Below are 20,242 nucleotides of genomic sequence, written 5' to 3'. Positions count from 1 at the left end.
GTCAGATCAGAACTTGTACGTTACGCCCAGGCCAAAACCGTTGGCACTGTTTTCGTACTTGGCGTTGTAGGACTGGCCCAAGGCGTTGGCGCGAGCAACCTTGACCGGCTCTTCCTTGAGGTAGGAGTAAGCCAGGTCGACGGTCATGTTCGGCATTACGTCGTAGCCCAGGCCGAGACTGAAGATAGTCCGGTCACCGGTAGGGATACGCGGCGAACGATCGGCGTTGTTGGTCGGCGACTGGTCGAAAGTCAGGCCGGTACGCAACACCACTTGCTTGGTGACGCGGTACGACGTACCGAGGGCGTACGCCCAGGTGTCGTGCCAGTTCTGGTCTTCTTTGATGCTGCCGACAATTTGCGGCGCCAAAGCACCGCTACCGGCTGCGGCCGATACACCTTCGTTGTTGACGGTGATGTCTTTCAGGCGGCTCCAGCGAGTCCAAGTTGCACCTGCGTAGAGTTTCCAGGCGTCGCTCAGGTCTTGAGTAACGGACAGGTCCCAGGACTCAGGCGTGTCGATCTTCAAGGATGCGTCATAACGACCATTGTTCAGCAGCGAAGCAGGTACGTTGGTGCCCTTGCTCACTTCGGTATGGCCTTCGAGCTTGTATTTCACTTTCGAGTGGTAGGTCAGGCCCACGCGGGTGGTGTCAGTGGCTTGAACCAACAGACCGGCGTTGAAGCCGAGGGCGGTGTCATCACCCTTGATCTTGATGTTGTTGGAGCCTGTGCCCGGGACCGGCAAGTTGATATCGGACTCAAGCGTACCGGCGATGCGGTTGATGGTCGGACCAAAACCGATGGAAACCCGGTCATTGAAGGCATAGCTGACAGTCGGCTGGAAAGTGATGACTTTCACTTCGCTCTTGCTGCCAAACGCTTTGCCCCGGAAGCCATTTTCGTAGTCGGTCACCAAGCCAAACGGAGCATAGACGCCGAAACCGACAGCCCATTGTTCGTTGAGTTTATTGGTGTAGAAACCGAATGGCACGGCAGTGAAAGGCACCATATCGCCTTTGTTCGAACCGCTGGAGCGGCCGCTGACATCCTTGATATTGGTCGAAGCATCAATCGCGGCAACACCGCCGGTGACTTGCTGGCCTTCCAGGCGAGCCATACCGGCAGGGTTACCGTAGACAGTGCTTGCGTTTTCGGCAGAAGAAGAGCGGCCTGCGAAACCCGTACCCATGCCCGCAACGTCTTGTTCGTTCAGGGCGAAGCCGCTTGCAAACAGTTGGGAGGAGGCCATGGCAACGGCGAGGCTAAGTGTGGTCTTGAGCATTACTTTTTTCATTATTAGAACTCCGTGGTGATCACCGCTGCGGAAAGTAACAATAAATTTAAGTTAGCGCTATAGGCTGTAATGTAGGAGATAGAGCGGTTTTGTAGGACAATCCGACCAGATTCGAAGGTTTTAGACGAATCTTGCAAAACACCTGATCAACAAGTGACCTGATTCATGGGTGAAACACAGGTTTGCCAGGCGTGGGTGAAGTCCCTCAGCCGACCGTGAGGGTGAAATATTTCTTTCCAGATACGCGCCATGGCCAGTACGTCACCCGGTGGCGGCAGTGCGGGGCGGTGTTGCTCTACCAGTAACCAGGCGATGGCGGTGGCGTAACGCAGGTTAACCGTGAGCTCAAGCTGGGGCGCGCTGAGAAACGCATGCTGACTGGCCAGGCCACGTACCAGGCTGGCGCGCTCGGGGTCTTGGGCGAGGTATTCGTCCCACAGGGCGCGGTGACGAGGTTCGGTGATGCTGTACAGGCCGTGGCCGCGTCGGTCATGCAGGGCGGAGCCCAGTTCCGATTGGCTGGCGGCGATGCCCAGCAGCAGGGCTTCAGCTGTCGAGGTATGGCGGCCGAGGTAAATCAACGTCGGCCTGATCACATAACGACACAATTCGCTGGCGGCGATACCCATACAAGCCTCGGTCCATGAAAGTGGTCGACGATGCCTGAGAGGGGCTTGGCAGCTGTGAGTCGGATCTCAGGCTCGTCGCAAGCGGATCATGCCGCTTGAGTTGAAGTGTAGTGTCATATTTGTGATGTAAAGGACTGTTTTTAAAACATCTTCTTCATTTAGTTATAACGTTTATATCTATTTGAACTTAGTGTCATCGCCTGTGCATAAACGCCAGGCAATAAAAAACCCTGCGTTTTAAGCAGGGTTTTTTGTGTTTCAGCGACTCGGGTCGATCAGGCAGTCAATGCCTGACGGGTACGCTCGATCACGGCCTGCAGCGGCTCTGCGCTGGAGTATTGATCGGGGTACAGGCGTTCGCTGTGACGAGCGATGCCGTGTTCGTTGACCAGGGTGAAGCTGAAGCAGCCTTTGCGAGCGGCCATGATCAGGCAGTTCATTGGTGCAAAAGCGTTAGTGAGGGTGCGAATGGCATCCTGAGTGTGGATTTGGGTGGACATATTATTGGTGTTCCTACAAATGACACGGATAAGAACCGTGCAACGTTAAAACGTTCCAGTAACGCTGATCACCATTGATCGAACGAAGAACCCGACTGGAACAAAGCAGCCAGTTTGAAGCGCTAATAAGTTAGGCGCGCTTGGGCTGGCAGGTAGGTACTTAGGAGGGCAGGCAACACAACAAGGGCAAAGGTTCTGGGCCCGGGGTGAAGATCCTGATCAATTTGCAGGTTGGTTCGGTCAGAGTATTGAAACTTCGCGACACCCTTTGCTTGTTCAAAGGCAGTGTCGTCGCAAGGAATACCTGGAAACCATCGAGGTGGTCGATCCCGTGTTGTTCAGGGGAGTTGTTCGACCAGAATTGACTTTCAGCTTGGTACTAACGCCGCGGATAGTAACGGATTGAAACACGGAAGGGAAGTGTGATTGTCAAAAAACCTTAATCAGCCGCCCAACAGCCCGCGATAGACCAGCACTGTAGCGGCTGCCGCCAGTGAGCAACCCAGCCCGTAGGCCGCCAGGGTCAGGCGCCAGGAGCGGCCAGTCTCGATTACCTTCATCACGTCGCGCATGTCATTGATCCGGCCTTCACCCAATTCGATGCACAGGCTCACGGCGGTAAACGCTGCCGACACCAGGATGGCGATGGCAAACAATGCACCGTCGGGTGAGGGTAGTGCTGCATTGATGCCCAGTGAGGTCGCACAGATAGCCAGCAACAACACGGCGAATAAGAGGATGCCTTTCATCGAGCCTTTCGAGGTTGCGTGGGGGTAGGGCAGTGTGGCGAGCCGGGGCAGATTTGAAAAGTCCCAGGCTTGCACCTCGGGTAACATTTTTCGGACGCTTAGACGCAAAAAATACCGCCGATATAACCAGTGGATGGGTACTTGTGCACATTAGTTGCGAGGTGTGTAACCCCGCTGGCCACGGCTTGGGAGCAGCGCCATTTGCCTGCAATGAAAATTTAAGTCAATGAAAAATATCGCTTTTTTTTATTGGTGAAAAAATCGTCAGTTTGACTGCGGCCCCCGTTCCATGGGCCTTTGCGCGAGTTAAAGGCGGGTTGTCCACTGAGTTATCCACAGCTTCTGTGGATTGTCCCAAGCGCTTGCTCTAGGACGGGCATGCAGGGATTTTTCAGCTTTACCTGTAGGAAAAAAAGAGTAGAGTGGCGCGCCTTCCGTTCTGTCCCGCAGTGCTTTATGAAGTTTCGCTCAGTATCACCTTCTGTTACCGACACCCCTCAGACTGTTACCGCACCCAAGCGTTTCTCCTTGAAAGTCGCCTTGTGGCTGCTCGACAGCCCGCGCCTTGGGCATAGCACCAACGTCAAACACTTCGCCGGGCGCTTGCTCAAGCAGCCGGCCCGTGAAGGTGTGGTCGCCGCGCAGAGCCGCCTGGGCGAGTTGATGTGCCGTGAGTGCGGCAACGCCCGCGACCGCCGCATCGGCCATGACCTGTTGCGCTTGGCCGCCCGCGCCGGCGACCGCCGCGCCCAGCGCGAACTGGGTCAAGTCGAAGACTGAGCTGTCCTCCAGCCCTATGCTTGGTTAACCTTGCTCTTTTTCGGTGATGGCAGAAATGGCGATGGCTTTTGACTGGACCAGTATTGCCTTGGGCCTGGCTGGCGCTGCAGTGCCTTTATTGGCCGTGTGCTGGCAGATTCAACGGCGGCTGAGCGCGCGCATGACCGGCTGGGAACTGCTGGAAGAGCGCCTGGCCACCGCGCAACTGGCCCAGGAAGGGTTGGCCGCGCAACTCGACGCCAGCCGCGACGAAATCAGTGACCTCAGCCAGGCCAACGCCGCCAAGCAAGCTGACCTGGCTGCCGTGCGCCGTGAAGTCGAACTGCTGCAGATCGACCGCGATAACGCCCGCGACGCTGCCCACGCCTGGAACCTCGACCGCAGCGCCAAGGACACCGAGTTGCGCCGTCTTGACGCGCTGTCGGCGGCGCTGCGTGCCGAACTGCGTGAGCAACAAGACAGCCATCAACAACGCCTGGCCGACCTGCAAGGCTCGCGGGACGAGCTGCGCGCGCAATTCGCCGAGCTGGCCGGGAAGATCTTCGACGAACGTGAGCAGCGTTTTGCCGAGACCAGTCAGGAGCGCCTGGGCCAGTTGCTCGACCCGCTCAAGGAGCGCATCCAATCCTTCGAAAAACGTGTGGAAGAAAGCTACCAGAACGAAGCGCGTGAACGCTTTTCCCTGGCCAAGGAGCTTGAACGCCTGCAGCAACTGAACCTGCGCCTGTCGGACGAAGCCACTAACCTGACCCGCGCGCTCAAGGGCCAGAAAACCCAGGGTAACTGGGGCGAGCTGATTCTTGAGCGCGTGTTGGAACATGCCGGGCTGGAAAAGGGCCGCGAGTATCAGACCCAGGTCAGCCTCAAAGGGCCGGACGGCGAGCGCTTCCAGCCGGACGTGCTGATCATGTTGCCCGGCGACAAACAGGTGGTGGTCGACTCCAAGGTCAGCCTGACGGCCTACCAGCAGTACGTTGCAGCGGATGATGAGGTGATTGGCCAGGCGGCTCTGAAGCAGCACGTGCTGTCGCTGCGCAATCATGTCAAAGGCCTGGCCGGTAAGGATTACAAGCGCCTCGAAGGCTTGCACAGCCTGGATTTTGTGCTGTTGTTCGTGCCGATAGAGGCAGCCTTTTCCGCCGCGTTGCAGGCCGAACCGAACCTGTTTCAAGAGGCGTTCGACCGCCATATCGTGATCGTCAGCCCCACAACCTTGCTGGCCACCCTGCGGGTGATCGACAGCCTGTGGAAGCAGGAGCGCCAGAGCCAGAACGCGCGGGAAATTGCCGAGCGTGCCGGCTGGCTGTACGACAAGTTTGTGCTGTTTATTCAGGACCTGGATGAGGTGGGCAATCGCCTGCAGCAGTTGGATAAGGCCTACAGCGCTGCGCGAAACAAGCTGACGGATGGGCGCGGAAACCTGGTCAGCCGTACCGAGCAGTTAAGGCTGCTGGGTGCGCGTGCGAGTAAAAGCCTGCCGGCGGATTTGCTCGAGCGGGCGATGACCGATTCAGATGGTGTGGCGCATTTGCCTGAATAAACGCAGTCCGAAATGTGGGAGCGGGCTTGCTCGCGAATGCGCAGTGTCAGACGACGTATTTAGTGGCTGACACACTGCTTTCGCGAGCAAGCCCGCTCCCACATTTTTTAACCGAGTTCAGCCGAATTACAGCGGCAAATGCCGACTCAACAACGCCCGCAACGCCGCAGGCTTCACCGGCTTGGCCAAATAATCCAACCCCGCCGCATGCACCTCGGCCACCATCTCCGGTCGCCCATCGGCGCTGATCACCACCCCGGGAATCGGTTCCGCCAACTGCGCGCGCAGCCAGCCCATCAACTCGGTGCCGGTCTCGCCGTGGTCCAGGTGGTAATCCACCAGCGCCAGTTGCGGGCGCACACCATCGGCCAGCAGCGCCGCACATTGCGCCTGGTCGGTGGCGGTCCACACCTCGCAGCCCCAGCGCGTCAGCAGGCTGCGCATGCCGATCAGGATGCTTTCTTCATTGTCCACGCACAGCACCTGTGCGCCGCTCAACGGCTGCCCATTGTCGGGCGTCGGCTTGACCTTCGGGCTGGCCTGGTTACGCGCTAAAGGCACGCGCACGCTGAACACGCTGCCTTTGCCCGGCCACGAACGCACGCTCAAGCGATGGCCCAGCACACGGCACAGGCCGTCGGCGATCGCCAAGCCCAGGCCGAGGCCTTTTTCGGCGCGGGTCTGGTGGCTGTCCAGGCGCTTGAACTCTTCGAAGATCACCTGTTGCTTATCCAGCGGAATGCCCGGGCCGCGGTCCCAGACTTCCAGGCACAGTTCACCTTTGCGCCGGCGTACGCCAAGTAGCACTGGGCCGTCGGCATAGCGGAATGCGTTGGTGAGAAAATTCTGCAGGATCCGCCGTAGCAACTTGATGTCACTGTCTACCCGCAAACGGCTGCCACGCAGGCGGAAGCCCAGGCCTTGCTCGTGGGCCAGGGCCTTGAACTCGGCGCCCAGGGTGTCGAACAGCTCGTTAAGGACAAAAGGTTGGCGCTGTGGGTTGATCTTGCCGTTTTCCAGGCGCGAGATATCCAGCAGGTCGCTGATCAGGTCTTCGGCGGAGCGCAGCGAGCTGTCCAGGTGCTGCACCAACTGCCGTGCCTCGCTGGACAGGCCCTCGTTCTGGTGGGAGAGGGCAGCGGAGAACAGCCGCGCCGCGTTCAGCGGTTGCATCAGGTCATGGCTCACTGCGGCCAGAAAGCGCGTCTTCGACTGGCTGGCGGATTCGGCCACGCCTTTGGCGTCGGTGAGCGCCACATTGAGTTGCGACAGTTCGTGGGTGCGTTCGGTCACGCGTTGTTCCAAGCCCTCGTTGGCCTCGGTGAGCGCCTGTTCGGCTTCACGGAATGCGGTGATGTCGGTGAAACTCATGACAAACCCGCCACCGGGCATCGGGTTGCCGATCAGCTCGATCACGCGGCCATTTGGAAACAGGCGCTCGGACGTGTGCGCGCGGCCTTGGCGCATCCAGTGCAGGCGGCGCGCCACGTGCACCTCGGCTTCCCCCGGCCCGCACAGGCCGCGCTCGGCGTTGTAGCGAATGATGTCGGCAATTGGCCGGCCCACGCTGATCAAACCGTCGGGGTAGTTGAACAGTTCCAGGTAACGCCGGTTCCAGGCCACCAGCTTCAGCGACTGGTCGACCACGCTGATGCCCTGGGTGATGTTTTCGATAGCGCCTTGCAGCAGCGCGCGGTTGAATTGCAGCACTTCAGAGGCTTCGTCGGCGATGCGTACTACGTCCTCCAGCTGCATTTCCCGCCCTTCAATCGCCGCTTTTACCACCGCGCGCGTCGAAGAAGCGCCGAGCACGCCGGCCAGCAGGCGTTCGGTGTGGGCGATCCAATCGTTATCGGCATTCTGGTTCGGGTTGAAACCTTTGCCCTGGCGATAGGCAAAGCGGATAAAGCTCTGCTGGGCACGCTCTTCACCGACAAAGCGCGCCGCCAAGCTGAGCAGGTCGCTGATCTGCACCGACAACATCGAGCGCGCACTGGCGCGTTGGCTGATTTCCTGGCCAATAAACCGTCCGGCCTGCCAATGCTCGGAGACCCGTGTGCGCGACAGCATCGAGACCCACACGAACAGCGTGAAGTTACCCGCCAGCGAGAACACTGTGCCCAAGGTCAGCGAGGTGACGGCGAAGCCAAACGGGTGGGAATGCAGCCAAGTCAGCCCAGGGAAAAGACTCAGCGACCAGCCCAGGCTTTTCGCAGTCACCGGTAGGACCAAGGTGTAAAACCACAAAAAAGTGCCCGCCGCCAACCCAGCGAACACGCCACGCCGGTTCGCCTGCTTCCAGTACAGTGCGCCGAGCATCGCCGGGGCCAGTTGGGTGACCGCCGCGAAGGCGATCTGGCCGATGGTCGCCAGGCTTGCGGTGGAACCGAGCAGCCGATAACTCACGTAGGCCAGCAACAGGATGATCACGATGCTGACGCGGCGTACCGACAGCATCCAGTGGCGGAACACTTCGAACGGCCGCTCGGCACTGGAACGGCGCAGCAGCCACGGCAGCAACATGTCGTTGGAGACCATGGTCGACAAGGCGATGCTGGCGACAATCACCATGCCGGTCGCCGCCGATGCACCGCCGATAAACGCCAGCACCGCGAGGGCCGGATGTGCTTCGGCCATGGGCAGGCTGATCACGTAGGAGTCCGGCAATACCGAGGCGGGCAGGAGCATTTTGCCGCCCAGGGCGATGGGGATGACAAACAGCGCCGCAAGGATCAAGTAGGCCGGGAACACCCACTTGGCCAGGCGCAGGTCCTGCGGGTCGATGTTTTCTACCACGGTCACATGGAACTGCCGGGGCAGGCAGATAATCGCCATCATCGCCACGCCGGTTTGCACCACCATCGACGGCCAGTTGATGGTTTCTTTCCAGTATTCCTCAAGGCGCGGCGCCAGCATCGCTTGGCTGAACAGGTCACCGAAACCGTCGTACAAGCCGTAGGTCACAAACGCACCGACGGCGAGAAAGGCGAACAGCTTGACCAGCGACTCAAACGCAATCGCCAGCACCATGCCGCGGTGGTGTTCCGTGGCGTCGAGGTTGCGTGTGCCAAACACAATGGTGAACAGCGCGAGCACCAGCGACACGATCAGCGCGGTGTCCTGGGCGCGGGTGCCGGTGGTGTCGGGGCCGGAACCGATCAGCAGGTTCACGCCCAGCACGATGCCTTTGAGCTGCAGGGCGATGTAGGGCAACACACCCACCAGGCAGATCAACGCCACCACCACTGCCAGGGACTGGGATTTGCCGTACCGCGCGGCGATAAAGTCGGCAATGGAGGTAATGTTTTCCTGCTTGCTGATCAGAATCATCTTCTGCAGCACCCAGGGCGCCAACACCAGCAGCAGTACCGGTCCGAGGTAGATTGGTAAAAATGCCCACAGTTGCTCTGCAGCCTGGCCTACAGCGCCGAAGAAGGTCCAGCTGGTGCAGTAAACGGCCAGCGACAGGCTGTACACCCACGCACGCACTCGCGGCGGCAACGGCGCATGGCGACGGTCACCGTAAAAGGCGATGGCAAACATAATGGCCATATAGGCCAGGGCAACGGCGGCGATCAGCCCGCTGGACAGCGTCATGTTAACTCCGAGCATAAGAACACCCAGGCATTCCAGGCCCGGTGGGACAGTCTCGCATGATGCTTGGGGTTAGTCAGTGTCGACCAAGGTCTGAGCGCGACTTGGTGTCGCGGGGTGGCAGGGTCTTCTGGCGCACGATATAGATCGTCACCAGCACCGCGCTGGTCAGCATAAACCCACGTGCCCAGGGTAGCGGCACCAGGTAGCAGGAGATGCCGATGCTCAGCCACATCAGGCCGATTGCATAAACTTTGCCCTTGAGGGGAATGCCGTTGCCGTCCAGGTAGTCTTTGATCCACGGGCCCAGGCGCGGGTGCTCCACCAGCCAGTGGTAGAAACGCGGGGAGCTTCGAGCGAAGCAGGCGGCAGCGAGTAGCAGGAAGGGCGTGGTCGGCAATACCGGCAGGAAGATGCCGATCACGCCCAGCGCCACGCTCAACCAGCCGATGGCCAGCAGTGCGTAACGCAGGAGCGGCGAGCGATTGCCCATGGGTGTCACGGGCAAACGACTCAGTGGTGGCGTGGCTTGAGGATCGCCGGTTTTTCGTCAGGTGCGTTGCACAGCAGGTACAGGGCGGTCAGGGCTTCCGGGATCTGTACGATCATGTCGTCCATCAGGTTGGCGTCGGAGGCGATGTCGGAGAACTCCGGCTGGTCGTCGAACAGGCCCGAGCCGACCATAATCGGCAGCAGCATTTCGCTGACTTCTTCCTCGGCGGTTTCAAACCAGGCGGCTTCGCGCAGGAATACGCCTTCCATGAAACCGATGCACCAGCCGCGCAGGTCGGAGTCATCCGGCTCTTCGCCCAGGTCCAGGTCGCACGGCAGCTCGAATTCCTCGTCGGAAGCCAGTTGGCGACCGATGTGGGCCTTGAGGGCCAGCAGGGTGGATTCGATTTCTTCGCGCTGGGCGTCGTCGGCGTAATGCGGTTCTTCGGCGAACAAGGCGTCGATCCACTCACGGTCCGGCACGATGTCGGAAGAGATCGACAGGGCGGTCAGGTAGCCGTGGGCGGCCACGTAGTCCAGCGCCTCGTCATGCAGCTCATCGGCGTCGAGGAAGGCTTGCAGGCGGGTTAGTTGCTCAGCGAAGGACATTACGGGATACCTTGGGAATAAACGATGCGCAATTCTAGGCTTTCTTAAGCGCCCAGGCCAGCTGCAAGGCATATTTGCCGGGTTTTAGATAGCGGTCGCAATTCGTCAGTGGCGCCCTTTGCACGGTAACGCTCGGGTATACTGCCGCGTTTTGTGATGCCCCTGCAGGCCAAGCGCCAACCCGCGAAAACTTCGCTTACGGATTATTTTCCGTGAAGCTGAGGTTTTTCGGCCAGCCTGTACAGAGGGATTTCGGCACCATTTTGGAGTTTTACATGCTCGAGCAGGCTCAACGCGTCCTCAAGGACATCTTCGGCTACGACAGTTTCCGTGGCCGCCAGGGTGCGATCATTGAGCGCGTGGCCAGTGGCGGTGATGCCCTGGTGTTGATGCCTACCGGCGGCGGCAAATCGCTGTGCTTCCAGGTGCCGGCGCTGTTGCGTAACGGCCTGGCCGTGGTGGTGTCGCCGCTGATCGCCTTGATGGACGATCAGGTCGCCACCCTCGAAGAACTCGGCGTCGCCGCCGCGGCGCTGAACTCCACCCTCAGCGCCGAGCAGCAGCGCGAGCTGGCCGCGCGCATCAAGCGCGGCGAAGTGAAGATGCTCTACCTGGCCCCCGAGCGCCTGGTGCAGCCGCGCATGCTGGCCTTTTTGCAGAGCCTGGAAATCGCCCTGTTCGCCATCGATGAAGCCCACTGCGTGTCGCAATGGGGCCACGATTTCCGTCGCGAATATTTGCAGTTGGGCCAGTTGGCGCAATTGTTCCCCGACGTGCCGCGTATCGCCCTGACGGCCACCGCCGACAAACGGACCCGTGAAGAAATCGTCGAGCGCCTGCATTTGCAGAACGCCGAGCGCTTCCTGTCGAGCTTCGACCGGCCGAATATTTTCTACCGCATCGTGCCCAAGGAGCAGCCGCGCAAGCAGTTGCTGGCGTTTTTGTCCGAGCGGCGCAGTGATGCGGGCATTGTGTATTGCCTGTCACGCAAGAAGGTTGACGAAGTGGCCGCGTTCCTCTGCGAGCAAGGCTACCCGGCGCTGCCGTACCACGCGGGCCTGCCCAATGAAACGCGCTCTGCCCACCAAAAACGCTTCCTCAACGAGGAAGGCCTGATCATGGTCGCGACCATCGCGTTCGGCATGGGCATCGACAAATCCAACGTACGTTTTGTTGCGCACATGGACCTGCCCAAATCCCTTGAGGCGTACTACCAGGAAACCGGTCGCGCCGGCCGTGATGGCCTGCCGGCGGATGCCTGGATGGTCTACGGCCTGCAAGACGTGGTGATGCTCAAGCAGATGCTGCAGAACTCCGAAGGCGACGAGCGCCACAAGCGCCTGGAGCAACACAAGCTCGACGCCATGCTGTCGCTGTGTGAAGAGACCCGCTGCCGCCGTCAAACCCTGCTGGCGTATTTCGACGAAGACATGCCCGAGCCGTGCGGCCACTGCGACAACTGTGTCGACGGCGTGCAGACGTGGGACGCCACCGAGCCGGCGCGTCAGGCGTTGTCGGCCATCTATCGCACCGGCCAGCGGTATGGCGTGGGCCATCTGGTGGACGTGTTGCTGGGCAAGGACAACGAAAAGGTGCGCAGCTTCGGCCACGAAAAACTCTCGGTCTATGGTGTCGGCAAAGCCCGCGCCGAGGGTGAGTGGCGTTCGCTGTTCCGGCAGATGGTTGCGCGCAACCTCGTGGACATTGACATTGAAGGCTATGGCGGCCTGCGCTTGAACGACAGTTGCCGGCCATTGCTCAAGGGTGAGGTGAGCCTGGAACTGCGCCGCGACCTCAAGCCGCAAACCACCGCCAAAAGCAGCAGCACCAGCCCGGCCAGCCAGTTGGTGCGTGGCGAAGAACGCGAACAGTGGGAAGCCTTGCGCACCCTGCGCCGCAAATTGGCGCAGGAGCACAGCGTGCCGCCCTACGTCATCTTCCCCGACTCCACCTTGCTGGAAATGCTGCGCGAACAGCCCACCAGCATGGCCGAAATGGGGCGGGTCAGCGGTGTGGGCGCGCGCAAGCTGGAGCGCTACGGTCAGGCTTTCCTCGAAGTGCTTGGCGGCCAGGCCGAAGCGCCGAAGGAAGTCGCCGATATTCGCCACGAACTGATCAGTCTGGCGCGTGCTGGCATGACGCCGATCCAGATCGCCGGCCAACTGCAATGTTCGGAAAAAAACGTCTACACGTTGCTGGCTGAATCCATCGGCAAGCAACAGCTGTCGTTGGAGCAGGCCCTTGATTTGCCGGAAGATCTGCTCGGTGAAATCCAGGACGCGTTTCTCGACGGGGAAGGCGAATTGCCACCGGTTGCGGAGATCGCGCCACTGTTTACCGGGCGTGTTCCTGAGGGCGTTTTGTACTGTGTGCGTGCCGCTTTGCAGTCTGAATTCGAAATTTAATGTGCCAATTGCGCCAATGTAACGAATCAGTACATAGCGACGCTTGCCTCCTGGCATGGCTCATGCTTAGCTGACTAATAATTAGCCACACTTTATTTTCAGTCTAAACCACGAGTTTTTTATGCCTTTAACCGATCAACACCGCTTTGGCATGCAGTTGGCGCAAATGTCCCGAGGTTGGCGCGCCGAACTGGACCGCCGTCTGGCGGGGCTGGGCTTGTCCCAGGCGCGGTGGCTGGTGCTGTTGCACCTGGCCCGTTTTACTGAAGCGCCGACCCAGCGTGAGCTGGCACAAAGTGTCGGGGTGGAAGGGCCGACCCTGGCGCGCCTGCTCGACAGCCTCGAAGGCCAAGGCCTGGTGCAACGCCAGGCCGTGCTGGAAGACCGCCGCGCCAAGCGCATTTTGCTCTGCGACACCGCCCGCCCTCTGATCGAGCAGATTGAAACCATTGCTACGGCATTGCGCCATGAGCTGTTTGTGGGCGTGGAGGAAGAGGATTTGCGCGTGTGCATGCGTGTGCATGGGCATATTCTGGCGAATCTGGAAAAGTCCTGAGGTAACACCAGACTAATCGCGAGCGGCTTTTTGTGGTGCGGGAGCAAGCTCCCTCGCCACAAAAAGCGAGCTCCCAGACTTGTGTACTGCCTAGAAGGTCTGGCCCAGGTTCAGATACACCGCCTGCTGATTATCATCATTGAACCCATAGCTGAAATTCAGCGGCCCCAACGGCGTATCAAACCCCAGGAACACACTCGCGGCGTTGATATACCCGCTGTCGAATTGATTGTCGTTGTTCCACGCCCGGCCGCGTTCCACGGAAGCCCCGAGGTACAGCGGGAACTCCAGCGGCAGGTACGAGCGCGGCGTCAGGCGGCGGTAGTACACCGCGCGCATCAAGGCGATGTTCTGCCCCGAAATCGCATCCTCGCGAAAGCCCGACAGTTGCCGCGCACCGCCCAGCAGGAAGCTGGACGTCACCACGTCGGCGTTATCCAGGGTGCGCCCGTAGCGACCGCCCAGTATGAGCGTGTCCGGGCCGTGGCTCATCGCCTTGTCCAGCTTAAACTCCCACTGCCGATAGCGCTGGTCCGAGCCCAAGCCGGGTTCGAACTCGCGAAAGGCCAGGCCGATGTCTTCGCCGGTATGCGGGAAGTACACGTTATCCAGGGAATCAAAGGAGTACTTCAGCTCATAGAAGCCCTCGCTGAAGCTCACACTTGGCAGGTCGCGCTCGCCAATGCGCACATCCGCCTTGCCCCAGGCTTCGCCGACGCCGAAGCGGATCTCGCCGCTGTTGCCGATCTGGCGCCCCACGTTCAAGCCAAAACCGTAACGCTCCAGGCGGTATTCGGCGATCGGGTCGTTTTCCAGGACCAGGTCAACGTTCTGCGCCTGGGCACTGATATAGGGCGCGACGAAGTAGCGTGAGCCCACATCCAGTGGTTGGTAGAACTCGCTGTAGAGTTCTTGGCGATCACCCATCTGCACCCGCGTCAGCCACTCGGCGCCGAGCCGGTTGATGCCGTTCATGCGGTAGCTGGCGCCGAGGTTGAAGGCGCTGTCGCCGCGCAGGTCATCCGACAGGTTCAGGCCCAGGCGCAAATAGTCGGTGCCGCTGCGCTTGCCACGCGCGCTGATCACCAAGGTGTTTTCCTGGCCCTTTTTCACCACGCGGTATTGCACCTGCTCGAAGTAATCCAGGCCGTACAGGGTGCCCATGTCGGTTTGCAGGCGCCCCAGATTCAGCGGCTCGCCCAGGTTCTGGCGGATGTAGTAGCGGATCACGTCATCGCTGACTTTCGAGTCGTTCTCCACCTTGATCGCGGTGATCACCGGGGTGCGTTCGCCCGGCGTACGCGCTGCGAGCAGTTGCGGGTCTATCGGCTCGGCGGGGCGCAGATGCGCCAGGCGTACATCAAGGGCGCGGGTGGCGCGGTAACCGGCGTCGATCATGTCCTTGGCGCGGCCGAAGTCTGTCACGCCGTAGGCGGCCAGCGGCGGCTGGATCAGCACATCTTTTGGGTGCAGGGCTTTGAGTTGTTCCTCGGAGTTGCGCCGGGTCATCAGGGTGATGGACTGGTTGAGCACGTCCACCACGGTGGCCAGCTGTTTGCGCGAGCGCAGCGGGGTGCCGATGTCGACCACGATGGCGATGTCCACGCCCATCTCGCGCGCCACATCCAGTGGGATGTTGTCGGTCATCCCACCGTCCACCAGCAGCCTGCCGTCTATTTCCACTGGGGCGAACACCGCCGGGATCGACATGCTGGCGCGGATTACCTGGGGCAAGTGGCCTTTGTTGAACACGACTTTTTCGCCGGTAGTGATGTCGGTGGCCACCGCGCGGAAGGGAATCGGCAGTTTGTCGAAGTTACGTGTGTTGCTGCTGTGGGCGAACATGCTTTCCAGCAGCAACGCCAGGTTCTGGCCCTGGATTACGCCAAGCGGCAGGCCGAGGCTGCCATCGTCACGGAAGCTGAGCTTTTGCTTGACCAAAAAATCCCGGTCATCCTGCTTGCGTCGAAACGGCACGTCTTCGCGTGGTGGCGCGTCGGACAGCGCCTGTTGCCAATCAATATTCAGCGCGAGCTTTTCCAGCTCATCGATCTTGTAGCCCGATGCATACAGCCCGCCAATCACGGCGCCCATGCTGGTGCCGGCGATGGCATCGATCTGAATACCCTGTTCCTCCAGGGCCTTGAGCACGCCAATATGCGCCAGGCCACGGGCAGCGCCGCCGGACAGCACCAAGCCGATTTTAGGGCGTGGGCCCTCGATGGCGTCGGCGAGAAGGGGGAGCAGGCACAGCAACAGGCAGGACAACAGGCGGCGCATCATGAATCTCGAGGCTTGGCGATAAAGGCCGGTATTATAGCCACTCGATCCGCCGAGCCCGTCATACCAGGAAGCTCTCAAATGATGTCTGCAAACAAACCCGAGATCGTCATCACCTATTGCACCCAGTGCCAGTGGTTGCTGCGCGCCGCGTGGCTGGCTCAAGAACTGTTGAGCACGTTTGCCGATGACCTGGGGCGTGTGGCGCTGGAGCCGGCCACCGGCGGTGCGTTTCGTATCACCTGCGACGGTGTGCAGATCTGGGAGCGCAAGGCCGACGGTGGCTTCCCGGAAGCCAAGGTGCTCAAGCAGCGTGTGCGTGACCAGATCGACCCGCAGCGCGACTTGGGCCACAACGACCGTAAAGCCTGAACGTCAGGCGGTTGCCGCAGGCGCTTTGGCCTGGCTGGTGCTGCCCATCAGCCCGGAAAGCACGATGGCGACGATGATCAGCGCACCGCCCAGCAGCATGCGCAAGGTCGGCGTTTCGGCAAACAGCAGCCAGGCCACGGTGATGCCGTAGACCGGCTCCATGGCAAACACCACCGAGGCGGTGCGCGCCTTGATCACCGCGAGGCTGGCGACAAACAGGCTGTGGGCCAGGCCGGTACAGAACACCCCGAGCAGCCCGATCCACAACCAGTCAATCGCACGCACATCCGCCAGCCCCGGTGCCGCCACGGGCAGCAGGCAGGCCGCGACTACTACGTTCTGGCACAGCGCCGCTTGTACGGCGGGGATGCGCCCGGAACTGGCCCGGTTGTTCAGCGACAGCAGCGAGAACAACAGGCCCGAGGCGATGCCCCAGAGCAGGCCGCCCGTGGCTGCGCTGGCGAGGTTGAAGTCTGGTGTCACCAGTATCAGGCCGACACTGACCAATACCACCAGCAGCACTTCATTGGCACGAATACGCTCGCGGAAGATCAGCCCTTCAAGAATCACGGTAAACGCCGGGAACGCGGTAAACCCGAGCGTGGCGACGGCGACACCGGCGACTTTGACGGCAATAAAGAAGGTCACCCAATGCGCCGCCAGCAGCACGCCGCTGACCAGCAGCCGGCGCCAGTCGCGCCTCTCGAGTTTTTTCCAGGTGGTATTGCTGGCGAATCGCGCAAATACGGCCAGGGCCACCACGGCAAAGGCCGCACGGCCGAAGACGATGATGGCGGGCGAGGCGGCTGCCAGCTTGCCGAATACGCCGGTGAGGCCAAACATCAATGCGCCGATATGCAAGGCGCCGAGGGCTGAACGGGGAGTCATTGCGATCCTTGAAACAACGGGGTGACAGAATCGCAGTCTAGTGGGTTGAGGGCGTGGGCGTCTGTCGCGCAGCTCGCGATTTTTATCGCCAGGCTATGATGAGCGCCGCAGTGCGCCGGGGGATGCCCCAAATTCGCGCAACATCGCGGCGGCAAACGCACTTTGCGAGCTGTAGCCCACGCGCTCGGCGATCTCGCCGACGGGCAGCGGGGTTTCGCGCAACATGCCCAAGGCCATGTGCAGGCGGCGGCTGCGGATGTAGTCCATCGGCGTCTGCCCGCATTCGGCGATAAAGCGCGCATGCAAGCGCGCCACCGACAGGTCGGCGATGCGCGCAAGGTCTGCGACTTGTAATGGATGCGCGACGTGCCGCTCGATATGCGCAGTGAACGCCGCATACGGCAGGCGCCGGCCAGGTGCAGAGTGAGCCAGCGGATGGTTGAGACTGGCCAGCAACAGCACCGCGCCTTGCTGGACGATCAGCGGGTCATCCACCGGGCTGTGCGCCAGCCACTGCACCAGCTGGGTTTGGCGCGAATCCAGGGTCAGGCGTGCCGGTTGGTCGAGCAGGCGGCGGCTGGCATCGGCATGCTCGCCCAGCGATTGCAACACCCAGTGTTCGGTGGGCACATCCAGCACCAGGCAGCGGCTGCCGTCACGGCTGCCGCAGGCATGGTGGGCGCAGAAGGGCAGCACCATTACGCTGCTTTCGTGCACCTGGCTGCCACGGCCATCGACTTCCAGATCCAAATGCCCCGACAGGCCAAACACCAGTTGTGCGTGGTCATGGCTGTGGGCGAGCGGTTCTTCGAGGTAGTGGCGCAGCGTGAGGGTCGGTCTCATCGCGGTCTCCTGGTGGCGCAGGGCAACAGTCTACAACGCCTAATGGGCGCCAGGTGCTGTCATCAGACTGACGCACGGCTGTCATGGGCTATTAACCGCCGGGGCGCAAGCTCGCGAAAACACCGTTGAGGGAAGCCCATGACCCGTGCCGAGTTCGCCAAACCCAGCCGTAAACAACGGGTTCGTACCCTGTGGATTTCCGACGTGCACCTGGGCACCCGGGATTGTCAGGCCGAACACTTGTCGCAGTTCCTCAAGGGCTATCACGCCGACAAGGTTTACCTGGTCGGCGACATTATTGACGGTTGGAAAATGCGCGGCGGCATGTATTGGCCCCAAGCCCACACCAACGTGATCCGCCGCCTGCTGACCATGGCCAAGCGTGGCACTGAGGTGATCTACGTCACCGGCAACCACGACGAGTTTCTACGGCGCTATTCCAAGCTGATCCTGGGCAATATCCAGCTGGTGGACGAGGCGGTGCACGTCACCGCCGATGGCCGCCATTTGCTGGTGATTCACGGCGACCAGTTTGATGTGATCACCCGTTACCACCGCTGGCTGGCGTTCCTCGGTGATTCGGCTTACGAGTTCACCCTCACACTGAACCGCTGGCTCAACCACTGGCGGGCGCGGTATGGCTACGGCTACTGGTCGCTGTCGGCGTACCTGAAGCACAAGGTGAAGACAGCGGTGAGTTTTATCAGCGATTTCGAAGAGGCAATCGCCCACGAAGTAACCAAGCGCGAGTTGCATGGCGTGGTCTGCGGGCACATTCACCATGCCGAGATCCGCAAAGTGGGCGAGGTGGATTACCTCAACTGCGGGGATTGGGTGGAATCGTGCACAGCGTTGATCGAGCACTGGGACGGGCATATCGAGTTGTATCGGTTGGCGGATGCGCAGGCTAAGGAAGCTCAACTAAAAGCTGAAATGGTTGCGGGCTAAAGGTCCTGCGCAGTTAAAATGTGGGAGCGGGCTTGCTCGCGAAAGCGCTGGATCAGTCAATACATAGAGTGACTGTCACACCGCATTCGCGAGCAAGCCCGCTCCCACATTTAGTCCCTGTTTCTTCAGTGGCAGACGTCGGCGATGGCTTGGGCCAACAGGGTCAAGCGCGTCGCATCAATGCCGGCCACGTTAGCCCGCCCCGAACTGACCATATACACGCTGTGCTTTTCGCGCAGTTGCTTGACCTGCTCGGCACTCAAGCCGGTATAGGAAAACATCCCACGTTGCGCACCAATATGCGCAAAGCGTTCGGCCAACCCGTGTGGCGCCAACGCCTCCACCAGCCCCGAGCGCAAATGCGCAATCCGCGACCGCATGGCTTCGACTTCACCGCTCCAGAGCGTTTTCAGCTCGGCATCGCCGAGGATGGTCGCGACCACGGCTGCGCCATGATCCGGCGGCGTCGACCACAGGTTGCGCGCCGTATTGGCAAGCTGGCTGCGCACATCGGTGAGCTTCTCGGCATCCGCCGCACACACGATCAAGGCGCCGACACGGTCGCTGTACAGGCCGAAGTTCTTCGAGCAGGAACTGGTAACCAGCACTTCCGGCAGCTCGGCTGCAAACAACCGCACCGCCCAGGCGTCTTGCTCCATGCCGTCGCCAAAACCCTGGTAGGCGAAGTCGATCAGCGGCAGCAATTGGCGCTCGCGCACGATTTGCAGCACTTGGCGCCAGTCATCCTGGGACAGGTCAAAACCGGTCGGGTTGTGGCAGCAGGCATGCAGCAACACCACGTCGCCCTTCGGCACGGTGGCGAGAGCCGCCAGCATCGCGGCCACATCCAGGCGGTTGTCAGCACCCACATAAGGGTAGTGGCTGACCTTGAGCCCGGCTTTGGCGAAGATGGTTTCGTGGATCGGCCAGGTCGGGTTGCTCAGCCACACGCCACGGCCCGGCAGGTTGTGGGCGATAAAGTCGGCACTCAGGCGCAGCGCGCCAGTACCGCCTGGGGTTTGGGTAGCGCCGGCACGACGGTCGCGGATCAGCGCTGAACCGGCGCCAAGTACCAGTTCGCTGATCAGCGTACCGAAGGCCGCATTACCGTGGCCGCCGATGTAAGTCTTGGTGGTCTGGGTATCGACCAGGCGCTGTTCGGCGAGCTTCACCGAATGCGGAATCGGCGTCAGGCCCTGGTCATCCTTATAGACGCCCACGCCGAGGTCGAACTTGTTCGGGTTGGCGTCCTGGGCATACAGGTCCATCAGGCCGAGGATCGGGTCACCGGGCACGCGGCCAATCGCATCGAAATGCATTACTTGCGGCCCTCGGCGTCCTTGGCCACTTCGTCGGTGCGCGCGGCCATGATGAAGTCGTTGCGGTGCAGGCCTTTGATCGAGTGGCTCCACCAGGTCACGGTGACTTTGCCCCACTCAGTCAGCAGGCCAGGGTGATGGCCTTCGGCCTCGGAGATTTCACCCATGGCGTTGGTAAAGGCCAGGGCGAATTTGAAGTTCTTGAACAGGAAAACCTTTTCCAGCTGCATCACGCCATCGCGTACTTCGATGTTCCAGTCGGGAATCTGCTTGATCAGTACCGGCAGCTCTTCATCGCTGACTTGCGGGGCATCGGCGCGGCAGGCTTCGCAGTGGGCTTGGTTCAAGGTGGTCATGTGGGTGTCCTGAATTCGAGTGTTTGAAAAACGGTCGTCAGTGGGCGTTACCCTAAAGCAACGCGCGGCCAGGGAACAGACTCACC

18 protein-coding genes are annotated in these 20,242 nt (G+C 60.7%); 6 read left to right on the top strand and 12 right to left on the bottom strand.

Annotated elements, in window-relative coordinates; genetic code table 11:
* Nucleotides 1-6: 6 nt before the first annotated feature.
* The 4 genes from ACA065_RS22010 to ACA065_RS21995 all read right to left on the bottom strand — a co-directional run bounded on the left by ACA065_RS22010 (nucleotide 7) and on the right by ACA065_RS21995 (nucleotide 3,174).
* A complete protein-coding gene (locus ACA065_RS22010; RefSeq protein ID WP_497691497.1) occupies nucleotides 7-1,296 on the bottom strand; it encodes an OmpP1/FadL family transporter in 1,290 nt (429 codons plus the stop codon).
* A gap of 146 nt (nucleotides 1,297-1,442) precedes the next feature.
* Nucleotides 1,443-1,925 carry a hypothetical protein gene (locus ACA065_RS22005; protein ID WP_497691496.1) on the bottom strand — a complete coding sequence of 161 codons (483 nt, stop codon included), beginning with the start codon at nucleotides 1,923-1,925 and terminating at the stop codon, nucleotides 1,443-1,445.
* Nucleotides 1,926-2,200: 275 nt separating this feature from the next.
* On the bottom strand, nucleotides 2,201-2,425 hold the full coding sequence (locus tag ACA065_RS22000) for a hypothetical protein (RefSeq protein ID WP_071482924.1): 225 nt from the start codon (nucleotides 2,423-2,425) through the stop codon (nucleotides 2,201-2,203).
* A 443-nt stretch (nucleotides 2,426-2,868) separates the two neighbouring features.
* Complete coding sequence (locus ACA065_RS21995; protein ID WP_497691495.1) at nucleotides 2,869-3,174, bottom strand: hypothetical protein; 306 nt, start codon at nucleotides 3,172-3,174, stop codon at nucleotides 2,869-2,871.
* A gap of 456 nt (nucleotides 3,175-3,630) precedes the next feature.
* Between ACA065_RS21995 and ACA065_RS21990 the strand changes: the two genes are divergently transcribed.
* Complete coding sequence (locus ACA065_RS21990) at nucleotides 3,631-3,954, top strand: SEL1-like repeat protein (protein WP_105694832.1); 324 nt, start codon at nucleotides 3,631-3,633, stop codon at nucleotides 3,952-3,954.
* 61 nt (nucleotides 3,955-4,015) lie between these two features.
* A complete protein-coding gene (locus tag ACA065_RS21985; RefSeq protein ID WP_497695403.1) occupies nucleotides 4,016-5,494 on the top strand; it encodes a DNA recombination protein RmuC in 1,479 nt (492 codons plus the stop codon).
* A 126-nt stretch (nucleotides 5,495-5,620) separates the two neighbouring features.
* On the opposite strand, the gene ACA065_RS21980 is transcribed toward ACA065_RS21985, so the two are convergent.
* The 3 genes from ACA065_RS21980 to ACA065_RS21970 form a co-directional block, all read right to left on the bottom strand.
* The gene (locus tag ACA065_RS21980) at nucleotides 5,621-9,091 is read right to left on the bottom strand and encodes a hybrid sensor histidine kinase/response regulator (RefSeq protein ID WP_497691494.1); all 3,471 of its coding nucleotides are present in this window, start codon (nucleotides 9,089-9,091) and stop codon (nucleotides 5,621-5,623) included.
* Between the two features lie 73 nt (nucleotides 9,092-9,164).
* Nucleotides 9,165-9,581, bottom strand: a complete 417-nt coding sequence (locus ACA065_RS21975) for a YbaN family protein (protein WP_497691493.1) — start codon at nucleotides 9,579-9,581, stop codon at nucleotides 9,165-9,167.
* A 20-nt stretch (nucleotides 9,582-9,601) separates the two neighbouring features.
* Nucleotides 9,602-10,189 (bottom strand): UPF0149 family protein, encoded by a 588-nt coding sequence (locus ACA065_RS21970; RefSeq protein ID WP_497691492.1) that lies wholly within the window; start codon nucleotides 10,187-10,189, stop codon nucleotides 9,602-9,604.
* A gap of 275 nt (nucleotides 10,190-10,464) precedes the next feature.
* On the opposite strand from ACA065_RS21970, the gene recQ reads away from it, so the two are divergent.
* The gene (gene recQ / locus ACA065_RS21965; protein ID WP_497691491.1) at nucleotides 10,465-12,594 is read left to right on the top strand and encodes a DNA helicase RecQ; all 2,130 of its coding nucleotides are present in this window, start codon (nucleotides 10,465-10,467) and stop codon (nucleotides 12,592-12,594) included.
* Nucleotides 12,595-12,715: 121 nt separating this feature from the next.
* Nucleotides 12,716-13,150, top strand: coding sequence for a MarR family transcriptional regulator (locus ACA065_RS21960; RefSeq protein WP_497691490.1), 435 nt, complete (start codon nucleotides 12,716-12,718; stop codon nucleotides 13,148-13,150).
* A gap of 90 nt (nucleotides 13,151-13,240) precedes the next feature.
* Here the strand turns inward: ACA065_RS21960 and ACA065_RS21955 are convergent, their stop codons facing one another.
* Nucleotides 13,241-15,430, bottom strand: coding sequence for a patatin-like phospholipase family protein (locus ACA065_RS21955; RefSeq protein WP_497691489.1), 2,190 nt, complete (start codon nucleotides 15,428-15,430; stop codon nucleotides 13,241-13,243).
* An 84-nt stretch (nucleotides 15,431-15,514) separates the two neighbouring features.
* On the opposite strand from ACA065_RS21955, the gene ACA065_RS21950 reads away from it, so the two are divergent.
* Nucleotides 15,515-15,802 (top strand): Rdx family protein, encoded by a 288-nt coding sequence (locus ACA065_RS21950; protein ID WP_497695402.1) that lies wholly within the window; start codon nucleotides 15,515-15,517, stop codon nucleotides 15,800-15,802.
* A 3-nt stretch (nucleotides 15,803-15,805) separates the two neighbouring features.
* On the opposite strand, the gene ACA065_RS21945 is transcribed toward ACA065_RS21950, so the two are convergent.
* A complete protein-coding gene (locus ACA065_RS21945) occupies nucleotides 15,806-16,690 on the bottom strand; it encodes a DMT family transporter (protein WP_497691488.1) in 885 nt (294 codons plus the stop codon).
* Nucleotides 16,691-16,783: 93 nt separating this feature from the next.
* Complete coding sequence (locus ACA065_RS21940; protein WP_497691487.1) at nucleotides 16,784-17,533, bottom strand: AraC family transcriptional regulator; 750 nt, start codon at nucleotides 17,531-17,533, stop codon at nucleotides 16,784-16,786.
* Nucleotides 17,534-17,671: 138 nt separating this feature from the next.
* Here ACA065_RS21940 and ACA065_RS21935 point away from each other — a divergent pair, with 138 nt between their 5' ends.
* On the top strand, nucleotides 17,672-18,481 hold the full coding sequence (locus ACA065_RS21935; protein ID WP_094951595.1) for a UDP-2,3-diacylglucosamine diphosphatase: 810 nt from the start codon (nucleotides 17,672-17,674) through the stop codon (nucleotides 18,479-18,481).
* Between the two features lie 125 nt (nucleotides 18,482-18,606).
* Here ACA065_RS21935 and ACA065_RS21930 read toward each other — a convergent pair whose 3' ends face one another.
* Together ACA065_RS21930 and ACA065_RS21925 are read right to left on the bottom strand one after the other, a co-directional pair.
* Nucleotides 18,607-19,800 (bottom strand): amino acid aminotransferase, encoded by a 1,194-nt coding sequence (locus ACA065_RS21930; RefSeq protein ID WP_497691486.1) that lies wholly within the window; start codon nucleotides 19,798-19,800, stop codon nucleotides 18,607-18,609.
* Nucleotides 19,800-20,156 carry a 4a-hydroxytetrahydrobiopterin dehydratase gene (locus ACA065_RS21925; RefSeq protein ID WP_017134918.1) on the bottom strand — a complete coding sequence of 119 codons (357 nt, stop codon included), beginning with the start codon at nucleotides 20,154-20,156 and terminating at the stop codon, nucleotides 19,800-19,802. The genes ACA065_RS21930 and ACA065_RS21925 overlap by 1 nt, the downstream gene beginning before the upstream one ends.
* Nucleotides 20,157-20,242 lie beyond the last annotated feature (86 nt).

This window comes from Pseudomonas sp. LBUM1640 (assembly GCF_059716225.1).
The sequence above is the reverse complement of the archived record's forward strand: the minus strand, read 5'-3'. Positions and strand labels throughout refer to the sequence as shown.